The following is a 17,992-nucleotide window of genomic DNA, read 5'->3' on the forward strand; positions in this document are numbered from 1 at the left end:
TCCACTAGGGGGTAGTCTTCCCGGCCAACTGCCTCTGGGGCCGGGAGGGCCGGTGGTGGCCATTGCTGCGGGCCACCACCGGTCTCTGTCTACTAAATCCGATTAATACCAGTGTTATTCGTTTTCCAGCTCGAAGTTCATGCCGAGCGAGCGGATTTCTTTAACCAGTACGTTGAAGGATTCGGGCATGCCCGGTTCCATGCGGTGGTCACCATCCACGATGTTCTTATACATCTTGGTACGACCTTCAACGTCATCGGATTTGACCGTGAGCATTTCCTGCAGGGTGTAAGCAGCACCGTATGCTTCCAGTGCCCACACCTCCATCTCACCGAAGCGCTGACCACCGAACTGCGCCTTACCACCCAGCGGCTGCTGGGTAACCAGGCTGTAAGAACCGGTAGAACGCGCGTGCATCTTGTCGTCTACCAGGTGGTTCAGCTTCAGCATGTACATGTAGCCAACGGTTACCGGACGCTCGAAGGCATCACCGGTACGGCCATCGTACAGAGTGATCTGGCCGGAATCCGGGATGTCAGCCAGACGCAGCAGCTTCTTGATCTCGGGCTCTGCGGCACCGTCGAATACCGGAGTCGCCATGGGTACACCGCGACGCAGGTTTTCGGACATGGACAGCACTTCTTCATCAGACAGCTCGTCCAGCTCTTCCTTGCGGCCGCCGGTGGAGTTGTAGACGTCTTCCAGGAAACCACGGATCTTCGCCGCTTCCTGTTTCTCTTTGATCATGCGATCAATTTTCACGCCCAGGCCTTTCGCCGCCATGCCCAGGTGCATTTCCAGAACCTGACCAACGTTCATACGAGACGGAACACCCAGCGGGTTCAGAACCACGTCTACCGGCTCACCGTTCTCGTCGTACGGCATGTCTTCCACCGGCTTGATCACGGAGATAACACCTTTGTTACCGTGACGACCGGCCATCTTGTCACCAGGCTGGATGCGACGTTTGATCGCCAGGTATACCTTGACGATTTTCAGTACGCCCGGCGCCAGATCGTCGCCAGATTCCAGTTTCTTCTTCTTGTCTTCGAACTGCTCGTCCAGCAGCTTACGGCGATCGCTCAGCTGAGCTTCCGCTTTTTCCAGCTGCTCGTTCAGGCTCTCTTCTGCCATACGCAGTTTGAACCAGTCTTCGCGCGGCAGTTCGGACAGGATCTCAGCGTTCAGAACGTCGCCTTTCTTGACGCCTTTGCCACCAGCAACTTTCTCGCCTTCCAGAGCAGCCGCCAGACGCTCGAAGGTCGCGCCTTCAACAATGCGATACTCTTCGTTCAGATCCTTGCGTACTTCGTCCAGCTGCGCCTTCTCGATAGCGAGAGAGCGCTGGTCTTTCTGCAGACCGTCGCGGGTGAAGACCTGTACGTCGATCACAGTACCGCGGGTGCCGGAAGGTGCACGCAGGGAAGTGTCTTTAACGTCAGAGGCTTTCTCACCGAAGATCGCACGCAGCAGTTTTTCTTCCGGGGTCAGCTGGGCTTCACCTTTCGGCGTCACCTTACCAACCAGGATGTCACCAGCGCCCACTTCCGCACCGATGTACACGATGCCGGACTCATCCAGTTTGTTCAGCGCAGACTCGCCCACATTGGGAATATCCGCGGTGATCTCTTCGCTGCCCAGCTTGGTGTCACGGGCAATACAGGTCAGTTCCTGAATGTGGATGGTGGTGAAGCGGTCTTCCTGTACCACGCGCTCGGATACCAGAATGGAATCCTCAAAGTTGTAACCGTTCCAGGGCATGAACGCGATGCGCATGTTCTGGCCCAGCGCCAGCTCACCCAGGTCGACAGAAGGACCGTCGGCAAGGATATCGCCGCGCGCAACCACGTCACCGGTCTTCACGATCGGGCGCTGGTTGATGCAGGTGTTCTGGTTAGAGCGGGTGTACTTGGTCAGACCATACAGATCCACACCCGCATCACCGGCTTCTACTTCGTCGTTGTGTACACGTACAACTACACGGCTGGCATCCACACGCTCAATCACACCACCGCGTTTGGCAACGATACATACGCCGGAGTCGCGCGCTACGGTGCGCTCCATGCCAGTACCTACCAGCGGCTTGTCGGCGCGCAGAGTCGGCACCGCCTGACGCTGCATGTTGGAACCCATGAGTGCACGGTTCGCATCATCGTGTTCCAGGAAAGGAATCATTGCCGCAGCCACAGACACAACCTGACGGGCGGAAACGTCCATGTACTGGATCTCTTCCGGCGCTTTCAGGGTGAATTCGTACTGGTGACGCACGCTTACCAGGTCATCGGTGAAGCGACCGTTCTCATCTACTTCTGCGGAAGCCTGTGCAACGACGTAGTTGGCTTCGTTAATCGCAGACAGGTATTCGATCTCGTCAGTTACCTTGCCGTCGACAACCTTGCGGTACGGGCTTTCCAGGAAGCCGTAGTGGTTGGCACGGGCATAGGTCGCCAGGGAGTTAATCAGACCAATGTTCGGACCTTCCGGCGTCTCAATCGGACATACGCGACCGTAGTGGGTCGGGTGTACGTCTCGCACCTCGAAGCCCGCACGCTCACGGGTCAGACCACCCGGGCCCAGTGCAGAAACACGGCGCTTGTGGGTCACTTCCGACAGCGGGTTGTTCTGGTCCATAAACTGAGACAGCTGGGAGGAACCGAAGAATTCCTTAACCGCAGCGGCAACCGGCTTGGCGTTGATCAGATCCTGCGGCATCAGGCCTTCGGATTCCGCCATGGACAGACGCTCTTTCACCGCGCGCTCAACACGTACCAGACCAACACGGAACTGGTTTTCGGCCATTTCGCCCACGGAACGCACGCGACGGTTACCCAGGTGGTCGATATCGTCGACCATGCCGCGACCGTTACGGATCTCGATCAGAGTTTTCAGAACATCAACGATGTCGTCTTTGCTCAGGGTGCCCTCACCGGTCTCGTCCGCACGACCCAAACGGCGATTGAACTTCATGCGGCCTACCGCAGACAGGTCGTAACGCTCGTCGGAGAAGAACAGGTTCTCGAACAGGGATTCTGCAGACTCTTTGGTGGGCGGCTCGCCCGGGCGCATCATGCGGTAGATTTCTACCAGCGCTTCCAGCTCGGTGCGGGAAGGATCGGCGCGCAGAGTGTCAGAAATGAACGGACCGCAGTCCAGATCATTTGTATAGAGAGTGTTGAAGCTGTCAACATTCATCAGGCGCAGCTTGGTGATCACTTCTTCAGTGATCTCGGCATTAGCCTCGACAACCACTTCACCGGTCGCTTCATCGATGACGTCGTGGGCCAACACGCGGCCGTAGGCGTAGGAAATCGGCGCTTCCAGCTTTTCTACACCGGCTTTTTCCAGCTGGCGGATGTGACGCGGTGTAATACGACGACCTTCTTCAACGATCACCTTGCCGCTGCCGTCTTTAATGTCGAAGGACGCAACATCACCACGCAGGCGAGAAGGAATCAGTTCGAGACTGACAGTCTCATCGTTGAGATTGAACGTGCTGGATTCGAAGAACATTTCCAGCATTTCTTGCGAGCTGTAACCCAGTGCGCGTAGCAGAATAGTCGCCGGCAGTTTACGACGACGATCGATACGTACATACACAAGATCTTTCGGGTCGAACTCGAAGTCGAGCCATGAGCCACGGTAAGGAATTACCCGCGCGGCGTACAGCAGTTTACCGGAAGAGTGTGTCTTACCTTTATCGTGGTCGAAGAATACACCCGGGGAGCGGTGCAACTGAGACACGATGACACGCTCGGTACCGTTGATTACGAAGGTACCGTTTTCAGTCATGAGCGGAATCTCGCCCATGTACACTTCCTGCTCTTTAATGTCCTTAATGGACTTATTCGCAGATTCTTTATCGTAAATAATCAGACGAACGCGCACACGCAGCGGGCACGCGTAAGTAACGCCACGCAGGGTACACTCTTTTACATCAAAGGCAGGCTTGCCGAGGGTGTAGCTCACATATTCCAGTGCGGCATTGCCAGAATAGCTGACAATTGGAAATACAGACTTGAACGCCGCCTGCAGGCCGATATCCAGACGCTCATCCGGGCGCGTGTCGGCCTGCGTAAATTTGCGATACGAGTCCAGCTGTATCGCAAGCAGGAAAGGCACGTCCATGACCTTAGGCAGTTTGCCAAAATCCTTGCGGATACGTTTTTTCTCAGTGTATGAGTAAGCCATTCATATTCCCCAGCTTGATCGGTGACAAGACTTCATCAGAGCTACGGTCAGCAACCTGACGTTACGCAGCCCATCCGGGCGAGAAGTCTCTGCACATTGCGCTACGCTTTAAGGGCTGACCAAAAAACATACCACTCTGTGCACAAACCTCTCGGTTTGTTTGCCGTTTACTCTGCGACCTGCTCCTCACCAGTGGCGGGAAAAGCCCCATGCCGCAAACGGCAAAAAGGCCGGCGGACAAAAGTCCACCAGCCTTTCCGCCGGCAACCGACTAATCGGCCCCAGCGGTATTGTGTAAAACCGAATTACTTCAGTTCTACGGTAGCGCCAGCTTCTTCCAGCTCTTTCTTCGCTGCTTCGGCTTCTTCTTTGGAAACGCCTTCTTTCAGCGGGCTCGGAGCACCGTCTACCAGACCTTTGGCTTCTTTCAGGCCAAGACCGGTGATGCCGCGAACAGCCTTGATCACGTTTACTTTCTTGTCGCCAGCAGAGGTCAGAATTACGTCGAATTCAGTCTTTTCTTCTGCAGCAGCGTCGCCGCCAGCAGCGCCACCAGCAACAACAGCAGCCGCTGCGGTTACGCCGAACTTTTCTTCCATAGCTTCGATCAGCTCAACAACGTCCTTAACGGACATTTCGGCGATCGCATTGATGATATCTTCTTTAGTCAGAGACATGAGTTAGTACCTGATTTCGTGTGAGCAGCAAACTGCTCGTAATTTCTATAAAAGTGGATAACTGCCATTTCGCTTTTGCGAAACTATTAAGCAGCTTCCTGCTCTTTCTGGTCGCGAACGGCCGCAATAGTGCGAACCAGTTTGCCAGCAGATGCTTCTTTCATGCAGCTCATCAGCTTAGCGATTGCTTCATCGTAAGTCGGCAGGCTTGCCAACAGAGCGATGTCAGTCGCTACGCCTTCAAAGGCGGCACCTTTCAGCTCCAGCTTTTCATTGTCTTTTGCGAACGCCTTGAGGATGCGCGCGCCGGCACCCGGGTGTTCGTTAGAGAAAGCAATGATGCTGGGACCTACGAACGTCTCGATCAGACATTCGAATTCGGTACCGGCCAGAGCGCGACGCGCCAGAGTATTGCGGACGACTTTCAACCAAACGCCGTTCTCGCGAGCCTCTTTGCGCAGGGCAGTCATGTCATTCACGGTTACGCCACGGGAATCCGCAACAACCGCAGACAGAGCACCCTCAGCAGCCTGCTGGACTTCCGCGACAATCGCTTTCTTGTCTACGAGTCCAATAGCCATAGTGTCACTCCTGGATTTGAAAAAAGATTGGGATCTTCTGACCCCAATCCGTTCCGGTGCAAAAAGCTCAAATCCAGTAAAAATACTGGTTTGGGCAACACCGTCTGCGTAGGCTCGCACTCACTGTTGGCCAACCTGGCCGGAGCGCGGATTAAGCGGAGAGCATTTAAACCTCAAACACCCACCGCACCTACGGTCTTTGACGGCCCGCCGCGCTGCCTAAGCGACGCGGCGAACCCCAAAGTTCTTTTACAATCTGGCGCAGTAATTACTGTATGTAAATTACTTAACGTCCAGAGTAGCTTGATCAAGGATCAGACCCGGGCCCATGGTGGTGCTCAGGGTGATCTTCTTCAGATATACGCCCTTGGCAGAAGCCGGCTTGGCCTTTTTCAGGTCAGCAACCAGAGCTTCCAGGTTTTCTTTCAGCGCATTCGCATCGAAAGACACCTTGCCGATACCGCCGTGCACGATGCCGCCTTTATCAGCGCGGAAACGTACCTGACCAGCTTTTGCGTTTTTAACCGCAGTCGCTACATCCGGGGTAACGGTGCCAGTTTTCGGGTTCGGCATCAGGCCACGCGGGCCGAGGATCTGGCCCAGCTGACCAACAACGCGCATAGCGTCCGGGGAGGCCACAACTACGTCGAAATCCATCTTGCCAGCTTTAACTTCTGCTGCCAGTTCGTCCATACCAACGATGTCAGCGCCAGCTTCTTTCGCAGCGTCGGCGTTGGCACCCTGGGTGAATACAGCAACACGTACTTCTTTACCGGTACCATGCGGCAGGGTGGTCGCGCCACGAACAGCCTGGTCGGATTTACGCGGATCAATACCCAGATTGATCGCTGCGTCCACGGTTTCGGAGAACTTAACCTTGGAGAATTCTTTCAGCAGCGCTACTGCTTCTTCGATACCGTAAGCCTTGCCAGCTTCCAGTTTTTCAGCCATTGCGCGCTGACGCTTGGTCAATTTAGCCACTTACAGACCCTCCACTTCGATACCGGCACTGCGAGCAGAACCAGCGATGGTGCGCACCGCTGCATCCATATCGGAGGCAGTCAGGTCTGCTTTTTTCATTTCAACGATTTCTTCGATCTGAGCGCGGGTCACTTTACCGACTTTCTCGGTGTTCGGACGGCCGGAACCACTCTTGATCTTGGCAGCCTTGCGCAGCAGAACCGACGCGGGCGGCGACTTCATGATGAAGGTGAAGGAGCGATCGTTGTAAACGGAGATCACTACCGGTACCGGCAGACCTGGTTCCAAGCTCTGGGTCTGTGCGTTAAACGCTTTACAGAATTCCATGATGTTCACGCCGTGCTGACCCAGTGCAGGACCAACGGGAGGGCTTGGGTTGGCCTGACCGGCCTTAACTTGCAGCTTGATGTAAGCTTCTACTTTCTTAGCCATTACAGCTTCCTCTTTAACTGGGTATTAGCGCCTGCGCTGTACACTTATACAAACGTGCAACGCTCAGCTCCCCTGTTTTCCCATCCAGCCAGAGCATTTTCAGCACTGGGTTTTCAGGGACGCGAAAGCCCTCTTCCGCCGAAACGAAAGAGGGCCGAATCCTTTCAGCTCGAAATCAGCTCTTTTCTACCTGGCTGAATTCCAGCTCTACTGGCGTGGAGCGACCGAAGATCAACACCGCCACCCGCAGGCGGCTCTTCTCGTAGTTGACTTCCTCAACCACACCATTGAAATCATTAAACGGACCGTCGATAACACGCACCATTTCACCCGGCTCGAACAGCGTTTTGGGCTTGGGCTTATCAACAGAATCGTCAATGCGATTCAGAATCGCTTGAGCTTCACGATCGGTGATTGGCGCCGGCTTGTCTGCCTTGCCGCCAATAAAGCCCAGCACACGAGGGGTCTCTTTAACCAGGTGCCAGGTGTCGTCGTTCAACTCCATTTCCACCAGTACATAACCGGGGAAGAATTTACGCTCACTCTTGCGCTTTTGGCCGGCACGCATTTCCACCACTTCCTCGGTGGGCACCAGCACCTCACCAAAGAGGTGGTCCATTTCGTGCAGCTCAATGCGCTCCTTCAGAGAAGTCTTTACACGCTTCTCATAGCCGGAGTAGGCCTGAACCACATACCAATGCTTTGCCATGGATTAACCTTTAGCCAATGATCTTGGAAGCAATCCAGCCAAGACCGGAGTCCAACGCCCAGAGAATGACCGCCATCAGCAGCACAAACACAACCACGATTAGGGTGGTCTGGGTTGCTTCTTGACGGGTCGGCCATACTACGCGGCGCACTTCATTTTGCGCTTCCCGCAGCAGATTCCAGAAGGCATTACCCTTCTCGGTCTGCACTGCAACAAATACCGCAACCAAGCAAAGCGCAACGATTGCCAGCACACGATACAACAGGGGAATTTCGGCGTAGTAGGAATTACCGGCAACAGCAGCGCCAATCAACGCCACGACTACCAGCCACTTGAGGCCGTCAAGACGAAAGGTTTTCGCCTCTACTTTTGCATTCATACAAAGAAGCCTTTAGTGCGCCCAGATACTGCAAGGCGCCTTTATTGCCTACGACCACAAAGAGCGACAGCAGTACAGGATAGCCCAACTGCAGGCCCCTTGCGGGCATCTGAAAGTTGGCAGGCCAGGAGGGACTCGAACCCCCAACAGTCGGTTTTGGAGACCGATGCTCTACCAATTGAACTACTGGCCTGAAACACTTCCGGAGGCAGACTGCGCCATCTCCGGAAAAAATGAGGGGCGGATCATACCACCGACCCCAGCATTTGCAAGCGCGACTACAGATTCACATTGTAGTCGCGCTTTTCACCGATTACTCGATGATCTTAGCTACAACGCCAGCACCAACGGTACGGCCACCTTCGCGGATCGCGAAGCGCAGACCATCTTCCATTGCGATCGGCGCAATCAGGGTAACGGTCATCTGAACGTTATCGCCTGGCATTACCATCTCGGTACCTTCTGGCAGTTCACACGCACCAGTTACGTCAGTGGTACGGAAGTAGAACTGAGGACGGTAGCCTTTGAAGAACGGGGTGTGACGACCACCTTCGTCCTTGGACAGTACGTACACTTCTGCTTCGAACTTGGTGTGCGGGGTGATGGAGCCCGGCTTAGCCAGAACCTGACCACGCTCAACTTCGTCACGCTTGGTACCACGCAGCAGCGCACCAATGTTCTCACCAGCACGGCCTTCGTCCAGCAGCTTGCGGAACATTTCTACACCAGTACAGGTAGTAGTGGTGGTTTCTTTGATACCAACGATCTCGATCTCGTCACCAGTGTTGATAACACCACGCTCAACACGACCGGTAACTACGGTACCACGACCGGAGATGGAGAATACGTCTTCGATCGGCATCAGGAACGGCTGGTCTACCGCACGCTCCGGCTCCGGAATGTACTCGTCCAGGGTTTCAACCAGCTTCTTAACAGCGGTAGTACCCATTTCGTTGCTGTCGTCGCCGTTCAGGGCCATCAGAGCAGAACCAACGATGATCGGAGTGTCGTCACCCGGGAACTCGTACTGGTCCAGAAGTTCACGAACTTCCATCTCTACCAGTTCCAGCAGCTCTTCGTCGTCAACCATGTCGGCTTTGTTCAGGAATACCACGATGTAAGGTACACCTACCTGACGAGACAGCAGGATGTGCTCACGAGTCTGCGGCATGGGGCCGTCAGCTGCGGAACATACCAGGATAGCGCCGTCCATCTGAGCAGCACCGGTGATCATGTTCTTAACGTAGTCGGCGTGTCCCGGGCAATCTACGTGCGCGTAGTGACGGGTCGGGGACTCGTATTCAACGTGAGAGGTTGCGATGGTGATACCACGCTCACGCTCTTCCGGAGCGTTGTCGATACCGTCGAAAGCAACAGCGTCGCCGCCCCATACTTCTGCACATACGCGAGTCAGTGCAGCAGTCAGAGTGGTTTTACCGTGGTCAACGTGACCGATGGTGCCCACGTTTACGTGGGGCTTGGAACGTTCAAACTTTTCTTTTCCCATTGCGGGCCTCCCAATATAAGCGTGAGCCGCACTCGCGGCCTTACCAAGAACAACCCCCGGAAATCCGCTCGGGAGCCTTTTGCACCCAGGCCGCAACAACGCAAAACCCGGATACAAATAACCGCGGAGACACAGGCCACCGCGGTTACGAATAATGGAGCTCATGGGCGGATTTGAACCGCCGACCTCACCCTTACCAAGGGTGTGCTCTACCCCTGAGCTACATGAGCTTACTCCAACTACCGGCAATCCAGCCGGCGCAGGCGGGGCCGCCTGCTTTCTTGCAACCTAAGCTGCAACTTCCAAATGCCTTTCCAAACAGGTCCCACACAAAGGATTGGAGCGGGCAGCGGGGATCGAACCCGCATCATCAGCTTGGAAGGCTGAGGTTCTACCATTGAACTATGCCCGCGCTATCGCGTGCGAAAACCTCCAACCAAAAGAGCAACAACCTCTTCCGGCCTCGATGCCAGCACACAGGCATCTAAATAATGGTGCAGGGGGGTGGATTCGAACCACCGAAGCTTGCGCGTCAGATTTACAGTCTGATCCCTTTGGCCACTCGGGAACCCCTGCTCGAAAGCGGTGCGTATTTTCTACAGCGACCCATTCGATGTCAACAAGTTTTTCCTTAAAATTCACACACTTAACTGAACTTCTTCAGCATCCTGCGGAACAGGATAGAGATGGAGCTGACGAGAGGAGTCGAACCCCCGACCGGCTGATTACAAGTCAGCTGCTCTACCAACTGAGCTACGTCAGCATCTCCAAAATGAAGCCTTGCGACTTCTCCGTGAAGCCCGAGGGCTCACGCACTTCAAAGGTTGTTGATCCCCCCTGAAGTGGAGGCGGGATTCTAGGGGAAGTGATGGCGACAAGCAACAGCCTGTTGTCGTTTTTCTTCACCCCAGGCAGACATTTCACTGTTACTGCTCGGCACTGGCCTCACGGATCTCGCTACACACATTTTGGCGACGTCCGATATCCGGGTAATCCAACTGTAGCTGCTGCCAAAACTCCTCGCCCACAAGCTCTTGCGCGCCACCATCCACAGCAGGCCCAGCACTGCTGAGCACGACCCAGCGCTCCAAATACGTTTGTGGTTCTTCGCGATATTCTGCATCAAAGCCGCGCGCACGTAACTCCTCGGTTAACGACTGCGCACGGTCAATCTCGGAAAAAATACCAAAGGAAATACCATTCTCCAGTGAGCCCTTGGGGATAACATAACTATCCACCCCCGCAGCCTGGAGCTCGCGCAGCTTGCGGAAGGCATCTTTGGAAGAGTTCAGTGGTGCCAGATACACCCAGTAGCGCATTTGCCCCTGCATCTCTATGTCGCGCAAATCCGCCTCGACCTGCAGCGCCTGCAGACGGCGCACCACATCCACCCCCTGATAGGCCTCATCAAACGGCCCGACCATGGTGCACAAGGGGTCGGTAACCGTACCGGTTGCAGGCTCCGGAGGCGCAGGCGGCTGCGCCTCAGCGACAGGTGCCCGCGCCGCAAGCTCTTCAGGGTCCAATTCGCTAACCAGAGATATGGTGTCAGCACCGCGGTCTGCCTGCGACACCACTACTGCCTTTGCTGGCGTGCGCTCGGTGGTCATAAACCAGCCGAACAAACCCAGATTCACAACTACCAATAAGAAAAATATCCAGCGCATAGAGACTTCGTTGTTCTATTCCACGTAATTAATTCAAACGCGCCCGCAGCAGTGCCACTCCGGATTCGCGCGTTGCCGCCCGAAAGAGCGTCGTGCCGAAGCGAAAAAGCAGAGCGCTAGACCTCTTCGAGATCCGCAAATGCCAACCCTTCCATCACCAGTTCATCCAGAACCTCAACCGCACCCCGATCGTAAGACTGCGGCAACGAGGCAATAAAAGGCCCATCACCACCGGTAAACAGCAACCTGGGGGCCGCTACCTCTGCGCCCTGGGCAGAGGGCAACTGGCGCAGTAACTCACGCTGTGCCATCTCAATGGCGCCCAGCGCCATTAAAGGCAAGCCGTGATTGACCGCCTGCTCGGTATTCATGCCCGGGGCAAGCGACATGCCGCGGGAGAATACCTCATCAACCTTCACCGCGTCGGTGTCGCTGTAGAGGGCGCGCCGCATCAGCCCCAAGCCCGGCACAATGTAGCCGCCCAGATGCTGACCACCCTCGCCCAGCAAATCCAGGGTGATCGCACTGCCGCAATCTACCACCAGCGCCGGGGAGTTATCGCGCGCGTAAGCCGCCAGTATGGCCAACCAACGATCCACCCCCAGGCGGCCAACCTCCTGATATGCGCAGGTTACACCGGCACACGCGGGCGAAACCTGGGCAAAGGCCACAGGAGCGGCAAATTCTTGCTTTAGTCGCGTAGCGATCTGATGCGCCACCTGCGCCCCGGCAACATTGCCACAGCGAACTTGCACTGGTCTGTGCTGAAACCAGGCATCCGGCAGGTGTTCGGCGGACCACCAGGGACCTGGGGCAAATGCTCCACGCGCAACCACCTGAGAGGCACCAGCGGGGGCGACGCGCAGCAAACGCCACTTGCCGCGGGTATTCCCCTGATCCAATTCCAGAATCATCTCGGCCAAATTTTCACTCTCAACAGGGAAACTTCAAAGGCCCCCAAGCATGCAGAGGTCCACTTAGATAGACAATCACGACGCTGGGCGCAGGGAGACCTCACCACCGTGAAACACCTGTGGCTGGCCATCCACTTCCAGCACCAATGCGCCACTGTCATTCACTCCGCGCGCCACACCACACCAGCGCTGCTGCGCGGATTGTACGCACACTTCGGCACCAGAAAATTGATCCAGTGCCGACCAGGCCTCCCGCCATGGTTCGAAACCACTCTGAGGGTAGGCCGCCAGCATCGGCAACAGCTCATCCAACATGGCTGCCACCAGCGCATTGCGTGAAATCCCGGGCTGAACCTCCTGCAGGTCTATCCACGGCTGACCAATCGCATCCGACACCGACTCGGGCAAGCGCATATTCAGGCCAATGCCGACCACCACACCACAGCGGTCGGTCAGGTCACCACTCAACTCCAGCAGTACGCCCGCAAGCTTGCGGCCACGACACCAGACGTCATTCGGCCACTTGAGCCGCACATCCGGCACATCAAAGCGCGACAACGCTCTGGCCAGCGCAACACCCACCGCGAGGCTCAACCCCTCCAGCAACTGCACACCACCATTGAACTGCCAACCGATGGAAAGACTGACCCCGGCCGCGAACGGACTCTGCCACTGCCGCCCACGACGTCCGCGCCCGGCAGACTGCTGCTCGGCGAGCATCACCATGCCGTGGCCGCGACCGCCTTCCAGCGCGGACAGTACCCGCGCATTGGTCGAATCCACCAAATCGAGTACATGCAGCTCGGATAGCAGGGTCTCCGCATGTGGCGCCAGGCCACTGTGGATATGCTCCTCAACCAACAAGTCCAAGCCGCCCGGCAGGCAATACCCACGCCCTTTTACCGACTCCACGAGTAGACCGAAGGCCTCGAGCTTCTGCAACTGCTTCCACACTGCCGCGCGGCTTACGCCCAGCGCTTCACCCAGCGCCTCTCCAGAGTGCACATTGCCGTCTGCCAGCAACTCGAGCAACGGACGCAGGGCACCGAGCGCTTCATTTTTTGGGGACACCGGTGAGCCAGAGGTATCAGGGGAACTCAAACGTTTTACTCCAACAGGTAAATTGGCCAAGTGTAATTAGCCGTAGACACGACAGTAGCGGCGCCCCAGAGACGTGAGGATCTCATAGCCAATGGTATCTGCGGCCACCCCCATCTGGTCCACGGTCAGGGATTCATTCAGAACCTCGATGATTTCCAGTCGCGTCCGCTGTTTTGCAGTAAGGACGGAAATATCGAACACCGAAGTGTCCATGGAGACACGCCCTATCATGGGCACTTCAATACGCCGATCGCCAATGATCGCGCAACCGCGGCCGCGACCGCTTTGCGCGCGCAATATTCCGTCGGCGTAGCCCCCTCTCACCACCGCCAGCCAGCTACCGGCTGCAACAGTTTCGGTGGCACCGTAGCCCACCGCACTATCGGCAAAAATTTCCCGCTGCTGCAGCACCGGCAAGCGCAAATTGACCACCGCATCCATAGGGTTAATCGCCGCAGGTGTTGGATTAACCCCATACAGCGCGGAACCCGGGCGCACCAGATCGAAATGATATTCCTCACCGAGATATATGCCGGAAGAATTGGCAAAGCTGGCACGCACCTGTGGATGCAAACTGCGCAGCTTTATCAGCAGATCCTTAAATAAGTTCAACTGCTGTCGATTCTGCGGATGCGCAGCCTCATCAGCACAGGCCAGATGACTCAGGAATAACTGAACATTGGCGCCGGCCAACAGCTGCTTATGCTGCAGCAGCTGATGAAATTCAACGGTGGTCATGCCCAGCCGGGTCATGCCGGTATCCACCTTGAGCGCGCAGGGAGCCGCGATACCATTTGCATCTGCGGTAGCCTGACACCACCGGAGCATCTGCTCCACACTGACCAGCACAGGTATCAGTCCCGCTGCCGCACACTCCGCCTCGCACCCGGGACGCAAACCGGTCAACAGGTAGATGTGCACGGCCTCGCGTGTAGTATCTGGATCCGCTAACTCTTCCGCAGAAGCCTCGGCAAGACTCTCCGCAAAAACAGACTCCAGCACTGCCCGCAATTGCTTGCCCTCGGCGAGGGTGGCAACAAAAAACTCGCGACATCCGGCGCGGTAGAGAGCCGGGGCAACCTGTTCGATACCCAAACCATAGGCGTCAGCCTTGACCACAGCACCGCACCGGCTGCGATCGACAAGCCGGGAGCGCAGCGCGCGATAGTTGGACGCAACTGCCCCCAGGTCAATTCGCAGCAGCCCTTCGCATTCCTGTTCCGATATCGTCACCGATTACCCCAACACACTCTTTTCACACCCGCACAATGGGAAATACCTAGGCTGCCGACAGCAGCGATTCCCGCCGCAGCGCCCTGGCCCCCAGCAAGACTGCAGCCACCACACACAGTAGCGTGACCGCGGAACCCGCCAGCACCACCGGCAGAGAAACCACTTCGCCGACCAACAAATCTTTCAACCACTGCTGATGACTTACCAGTGGTACCAGCTGCCAACTCCCCTCGAGGCTTACCTGCGCCATATCCAGCGCCATCAGCAGCATCAGCGGGGCTATCTGTAAAATACTGAGCTGAGTCTGCGCATCTTTGAATGACTGCGAGCGCAGGGCCAACAGAATCTGCAGCACGGCCACCAGCAGCGCCAGCGGCAACAGCAATAGCCCCATACTGAAAACACCAGACAGTGTGGTCGCCTGCTGGATACCGAGCTCTGCCAGTGGCATCAACGGCATTAATAGTACCAATGCGGTGATGGACATCAGTGAACCGAGCCACCCCAAACTCGCCACTGCCAACATTTTCGCCGTGATGACCTGCCACGCCGGCAGTGGTTGTAACAACAGCGTCTCCAGACTGAGGCGCTCACGCTCTCCCGCAGAAGTATCCACGGAGGTGGCGAGGCTTGCGACAAACAAGGTGAGAATCAAAATCCCGGGAACCATAGCAAGCAGCAACGCCCCTCGCGCGGACGGGCTACTGACATCCCGCATCTCAAGTTTCCACGGTGCCAGCACCTGTGCAGCCACTCCGCGCGCCACAAGGCGCTGGGTGACGACTAATTGCTGCAGCGATGCGAGTCGCTCCTGCAACTGTCGCTGTGCACGGCCACTGCTGGTATTGGTCGAGTCCACATACAGGTACAACGACGGGGCCAAGAAGTCGCGATAGCGCTGATCAAACTCGTCACCAATAACCAGTACCAGATGATACCCCTGACCAAGCAGACTGCGTGGCTCGCCGTCCTCAAGACTGGCAACCTCCATTCCGGGGCCACCTAATTTTTCAGCCAGCAACGGAGCCTGAGCGCTACCGAGTACCGCGACGCGGGTTACCTCCTCGGCTTTTTTCTTGATCATGAAGGTAGAGCCCCCCGCAATCATCACCGGAAACAGCAACGCAAAGCTCACCGCCATAATCAGGGCGCGCCGATCGCGCCAGGCTTCTAAAAACTCTTTGCGCAACAGCGGCAACATAAGCTTGAGTTGCAGCATCGTGTATGAACTCGCTGTAGCACCGCGTTTCGGATTAGCACCCTGCATCACACCACCTCCCCGGCAACCGGTGTGCGCTCACCGTAGGCCAGCGCCACAAAACTGTCCTCGAGATTTCCACAGCCGGTCTCTGCAATCAGCTCATCCGGTGAACCGCGGCCGACAATCCTGCCCTGCGACATCACCAGCACCCGGTCCGACAGCTCTGCCACTTCCGGCATCACATGACTGGAAAACAGGATCGCAGTACCCGCGGATCGCAGGCGCAACAGCGTGCGCCGCAGCAGGCGCACCGCCAGCACATCCAGCCCCCGCGTGGGTTCGTCGAGAATAAGATGTTTGGGCTGGTGCACCAGCGCCCGTGCCAGCGACACCTTCATCCGCTCGCCCTGGGAAAACCCGCCCATACGTCGCTTCCACAAACTCTGCAGCTCAAGCTCCTCGCACACCGATGCCAGCGCGGACTTGAGCGCGCCCCCGGAAAGTCCCTGCATGCGGGCAAAAATATCCAGGTACTCGGCCACGGTGAGACGCTCGTAGAGCCCCTCGCGATCACCGACCACCCCCAGCTGGCGACGCACGCCCTGTGGATCAAGCGCCGGGTCCACACCGCCCACCAACACCTGCCCGCCTTCCGCACGCAGCAACCCACACAGGATGCGCAAACAGCTGGTTTTGCCGGCGCCGTTGGCACCAAGCAAGGCCGTGATACGCGCATCGGGCACCTCAAAACTCAGTTCCCGCAGAACCCGCTGGCCGGCGAACGACTTACTGATACCTTGCACCTGTATCATGGCTGCGCCTCCTCTGTTGAGGCCGCAACCTCGCTCTCCGGATTATTCTGGGGCTGTATTTCTTGTCTCAACTCTTGCCTCAGCTCTTCCTTCAAAGAGGGCCCAAACATGCCGGCCATAAACGGCGGGCGCTGAATATCGGCGACACACGCCTGGTCCAGTGTCTGACCACCGCTATTTAAGAATTCTTCCATCAAATCAGGAATACAGCCGCGCGCGCTATTGATATGCCCGCCGCCCTGCACAATCAGGTGCTGGCGATTTTCCAGGTGATCGAGGGTCTGCTCGGCATAAATGGGCGGCGTGATGGGATCTGCGCTGCCGGATATCAGCAACACGGGATGTGATCGAGGCTCGCTCACCGGGTACTCGCGCGAAGGAACCGGCCATTGCGCACAGCCGCGCACAAATGGCTGCACAAACGCCTCCCCGAGGAAGGTACCTGCGGCATCTGCGAGAATTTCATCGCGCTGCATGCGGCTCAGTTCTTCGGCACAGGCCACAGAGAAGGTGAGGCCCATCGCCATACTACCCTCCAACCTGGCAAACAGCCCGACGATACCGGACAGTGGCAACAGATTACCCTTGGCTGCCTGGTCGATCGCGAACGGCAGCTGCGCGGCGACACTGGGATCATACAAAGCGGTGCGCACCGCATTGGCCAGCATCCAGCTCTCGACCGGCTCTTCAGACGGGAGGCCAGTGAATGGATCCGGGAAACTAACTGCGCTGGCTTTATCCCAGTTTGCCAATATCAGATCCAGTGCACTGCGCCAGTCGCCGAAACCGCGACACACCGGGTCCGCAGAACAGGCTTGCTGCAATTCCACCAGCGCGGCTTCCGCGGCCTGCGCAGTGAGGAAAACCTTGCTATCGATGGGGGCAACCCCGTCCAACACCAGGCTTTGCAAGGACTGCGGATACCATTGCTGATACAGGAGCGCAGTGCGTGTACCCCAGGAGCCGCCCCACAGGCTGATCTTTTCGTGCCCCAGCGCCGTGCGCACCTGCTCAAGGTCTTCCACTGTCTGGCGACTATTAAGCGCCAGCGGACGCTCGGGGTTCGCTTGATAGCAATCGGCCAGCAGCTCGACAAAACGCTCGATATCCGCCGGGGGCGAGTCGCTCAGGCCACAATCGAACACCTGCGAACGCCCGGCGCCGCGCCGGTCGACAAACACCAAATCCCTCTCGCGGTTGATCTTGCGCAGAGGATTGAGCAACTTCACCAGATCGGAGGATGCCTGCCCCGGCCCCCCGGCGAGCAGGTACAACGGCTCGCGCTGGGCCTCGCTCAGCGCGGGAGCCACCAGCACAGTCAGCTCCGTCGCTTGCCCGGCCTGCAAACCGGTAACCGGTATTGCGTAGCAGCGCAGCGCATCCGCCCAGCCACTGCCATGGCATAAAGTCGGTTGCAGTGCGGCGGCACTTGTGGGGCCTTCGTTGTCGGCGCGTGTCCCGGTCGGCTGGGCAAACGCCGCTGCCCCGGCGAACAGGCACAGGGCCGCCGCCGCTATTCGTCGTTTCATTTCGCTAGTCATTCGCTGCAGCTTCATCCCTGATTGGCTTTGCGGTACCGATGCATCAATATTCATTGCCGCAGTCTACCG

15 protein-coding genes, 5 tRNA genes and 1 pseudogene are annotated in these 17,992 nt (G+C 57.1%); all 21 read right to left on the bottom strand.

Annotated features, from left to right (window positions below; all coding sequences use genetic code 11):
• Positions 1–114 precede the first annotated feature (114 nt).
• The 21 genes and pseudogenes from rpoB to Mag101_RS14945 all read right to left on the bottom strand — a co-directional run bounded on the left by rpoB (position 115) and on the right by Mag101_RS14945 (position 17,911).
• Positions 115–4,188: a DNA-directed RNA polymerase subunit beta gene (gene rpoB, locus Mag101_RS14850; protein ID WP_077406719.1), complete on the bottom strand. Its 4,074-nt coding sequence runs from the start codon at positions 4,186–4,188 to the stop codon at positions 115–117.
• A 305-nt stretch (positions 4,189–4,493) separates the two neighbouring features.
• On the bottom strand, positions 4,494–4,865 hold the full coding sequence (gene rplL / locus Mag101_RS14855) for a 50S ribosomal protein L7/L12 (protein ID WP_077406722.1): 372 nt from the start codon (positions 4,863–4,865) through the stop codon (positions 4,494–4,496).
• Between the two features lie 86 nt (positions 4,866–4,951).
• A complete protein-coding gene (rplJ, locus tag Mag101_RS14860) occupies positions 4,952–5,446 on the bottom strand; it encodes a 50S ribosomal protein L10 (protein ID WP_077406725.1) in 495 nt (164 codons plus the stop codon).
• Positions 5,447–5,728: 282 nt separating this feature from the next.
• Positions 5,729–6,427: a 50S ribosomal protein L1 gene (gene rplA / locus Mag101_RS14865; RefSeq protein ID WP_077406729.1), complete on the bottom strand. Its 699-nt coding sequence runs from the start codon at positions 6,425–6,427 to the stop codon at positions 5,729–5,731.
• Positions 6,428–6,859: a 50S ribosomal protein L11 gene (gene rplK / locus Mag101_RS14870; RefSeq protein ID WP_077406732.1), complete on the bottom strand. Its 432-nt coding sequence runs from the start codon at positions 6,857–6,859 to the stop codon at positions 6,428–6,430. It lies immediately after the preceding gene.
• A 175-nt stretch (positions 6,860–7,034) separates the two neighbouring features.
• Positions 7,035–7,568, bottom strand: coding sequence for a transcription termination/antitermination protein NusG (gene nusG, locus Mag101_RS14875; protein ID WP_077406736.1), 534 nt, complete (start codon positions 7,566–7,568; stop codon positions 7,035–7,037).
• A gap of 10 nt (positions 7,569–7,578) precedes the next feature.
• Entirely contained in the window at positions 7,579–7,947 is a 369-nt protein-coding gene (gene secE, locus Mag101_RS14880; protein WP_010130322.1) for a preprotein translocase subunit SecE, read from the bottom strand.
• Between the two features lie 117 nt (positions 7,948–8,064).
• A tRNA-Trp gene (locus tag Mag101_RS14885) sits at positions 8,065–8,140 on the bottom strand.
• A 120-nt stretch (positions 8,141–8,260) separates the two neighbouring features.
• Positions 8,261–9,454, bottom strand: coding sequence for an elongation factor Tu (gene tuf / locus Mag101_RS14890; protein WP_077406707.1), 1,194 nt, complete (start codon positions 9,452–9,454; stop codon positions 8,261–8,263).
• A 155-nt stretch (positions 9,455–9,609) separates the two neighbouring features.
• A tRNA-Thr gene (locus tag Mag101_RS14895) sits at positions 9,610–9,684 on the bottom strand.
• Positions 9,685–9,792: 108 nt separating this feature from the next.
• Positions 9,793–9,866: transfer RNA gene (locus Mag101_RS14900), tRNA-Gly, on the bottom strand.
• A gap of 80 nt (positions 9,867–9,946) precedes the next feature.
• Positions 9,947–10,030 (bottom strand) — tRNA-Tyr (locus Mag101_RS14905).
• Positions 10,031–10,141: 111 nt separating this feature from the next.
• A tRNA-Thr gene (locus tag Mag101_RS14910) sits at positions 10,142–10,217 on the bottom strand.
• A 163-nt stretch (positions 10,218–10,380) separates the two neighbouring features.
• Positions 10,381–11,121 (bottom strand): SPOR domain-containing protein, encoded by a 741-nt coding sequence (locus Mag101_RS14915; RefSeq protein WP_077406739.1) that lies wholly within the window; start codon positions 11,119–11,121, stop codon positions 10,381–10,383.
• Between the two features lie 116 nt (positions 11,122–11,237).
• Positions 11,238–12,035 carry a type III pantothenate kinase gene (locus Mag101_RS14920; RefSeq protein WP_232325217.1) on the bottom strand — a complete coding sequence of 266 codons (798 nt, stop codon included), beginning with the start codon at positions 12,033–12,035 and terminating at the stop codon, positions 11,238–11,240.
• Between the two features lie 75 nt (positions 12,036–12,110).
• Positions 12,111–13,136, bottom strand: a complete 1,026-nt coding sequence (birA, locus tag Mag101_RS14925; RefSeq protein ID WP_077406745.1) for a bifunctional biotin--[acetyl-CoA-carboxylase] ligase/biotin operon repressor BirA — start codon at positions 13,134–13,136, stop codon at positions 12,111–12,113.
• A gap of 36 nt (positions 13,137–13,172) precedes the next feature.
• Positions 13,173–13,577, bottom strand: coding sequence for an alanine racemase (locus Mag101_RS18335; protein WP_418287769.1), 405 nt, complete (start codon positions 13,575–13,577; stop codon positions 13,173–13,175).
• Between the two features lie 81 nt (positions 13,578–13,658).
• A pseudogene (locus tag Mag101_RS18340) lies at positions 13,659–14,369 on the bottom strand (alanine racemase); the annotation flags it as partial.
• 46 nt (positions 14,370–14,415) lie between these two features.
• Positions 14,416–15,588 (bottom strand): ABC transporter permease, encoded by a 1,173-nt coding sequence (locus Mag101_RS14935; RefSeq protein ID WP_232325042.1) that lies wholly within the window; start codon positions 15,586–15,588, stop codon positions 14,416–14,418.
• Positions 15,589–15,635: 47 nt separating this feature from the next.
• Positions 15,636–16,382 (bottom strand): ATP-binding cassette domain-containing protein, encoded by a 747-nt coding sequence (locus Mag101_RS14940; RefSeq protein ID WP_077406754.1) that lies wholly within the window; start codon positions 16,380–16,382, stop codon positions 15,636–15,638.
• On the bottom strand, positions 16,379–17,911 hold the full coding sequence (locus tag Mag101_RS14945; protein WP_077408364.1) for an alpha/beta fold hydrolase: 1,533 nt from the start codon (positions 17,909–17,911) through the stop codon (positions 16,379–16,381). Before Mag101_RS14945 ends, Mag101_RS14940 begins: the two co-directional genes overlap by 4 nt.
• Positions 17,912–17,992 lie beyond the last annotated feature (81 nt).

The sequence above is a fragment of the Microbulbifer agarilyticus genome, assembly GCF_001999945.1.
Classification (GTDB): Bacteria; Pseudomonadota; Gammaproteobacteria; order Pseudomonadales; family Cellvibrionaceae; genus Microbulbifer; species Microbulbifer agarilyticus_A.

Bases quoted from the DNA above. Each gene is read 5' to 3' on its own strand.
- rpoB (WP_077406719.1), bottom strand. From the start codon at position 4,188: ATGGCTTACTCATACACTGAGAAAAAACGTATCCGCAAGGATTTTGGC.
- rplL (WP_077406722.1), bottom strand. From the start codon at position 4,865: ATGTCTCTGACTAAAGAAGATATCATCAATGCGATCGCCGAAATGTCC.
- rplJ (WP_077406725.1), bottom strand. From the start codon at position 5,446: ATGGCTATTGGACTCGTAGACAAGAAAGCGATTGTCGCGGAAGTCCAG.
- rplK (WP_077406732.1), bottom strand. From the start codon at position 6,859: ATGGCTAAGAAAGTAGAAGCTTACATCAAGCTGCAAGTTAAGGCCGGT.
- nusG (WP_077406736.1), bottom strand. From the start codon at position 7,568: ATGGCAAAGCATTGGTATGTGGTTCAGGCCTACTCCGGCTATGAGAAG.
- secE (WP_010130322.1), bottom strand. From the start codon at position 7,947: ATGAATGCAAAAGTAGAGGCGAAAACCTTTCGTCTTGACGGCCTCAAG.
- tuf (WP_077406707.1), bottom strand. From the start codon at position 9,454: ATGGGAAAAGAAAAGTTTGAACGTTCCAAGCCCCACGTAAACGTGGGC.
- Mag101_RS14915 (WP_077406739.1), bottom strand. From the start codon at position 11,121: ATGCGCTGGATATTTTTCTTATTGGTAGTTGTGAATCTGGGTTTGTTC.
- Mag101_RS14920 (WP_232325217.1), bottom strand. From the start codon at position 12,035: ATGATTCTGGAATTGGATCAGGGGAATACCCGCGGCAAGTGGCGTTTG.
- Mag101_RS18335 (WP_418287769.1), bottom strand. From the start codon at position 13,577: ATGGATGCGGTGGTCAATTTGCGCTTGCCGGTGCTGCAGCAGCGGGAA.
- Mag101_RS14935 (WP_232325042.1), bottom strand. From the start codon at position 15,588: ATGCTGCAACTCAAGCTTATGTTGCCGCTGTTGCGCAAAGAGTTTTTA.
- Mag101_RS14940 (WP_077406754.1), bottom strand. From the start codon at position 16,382: ATGATACAGGTGCAAGGTATCAGTAAGTCGTTCGCCGGCCAGCGGGTT.
- Mag101_RS14945 (WP_077408364.1), bottom strand. From the start codon at position 17,911: ATGAAACGACGAATAGCGGCGGCGGCCCTGTGCCTGTTCGCCGGGGCA.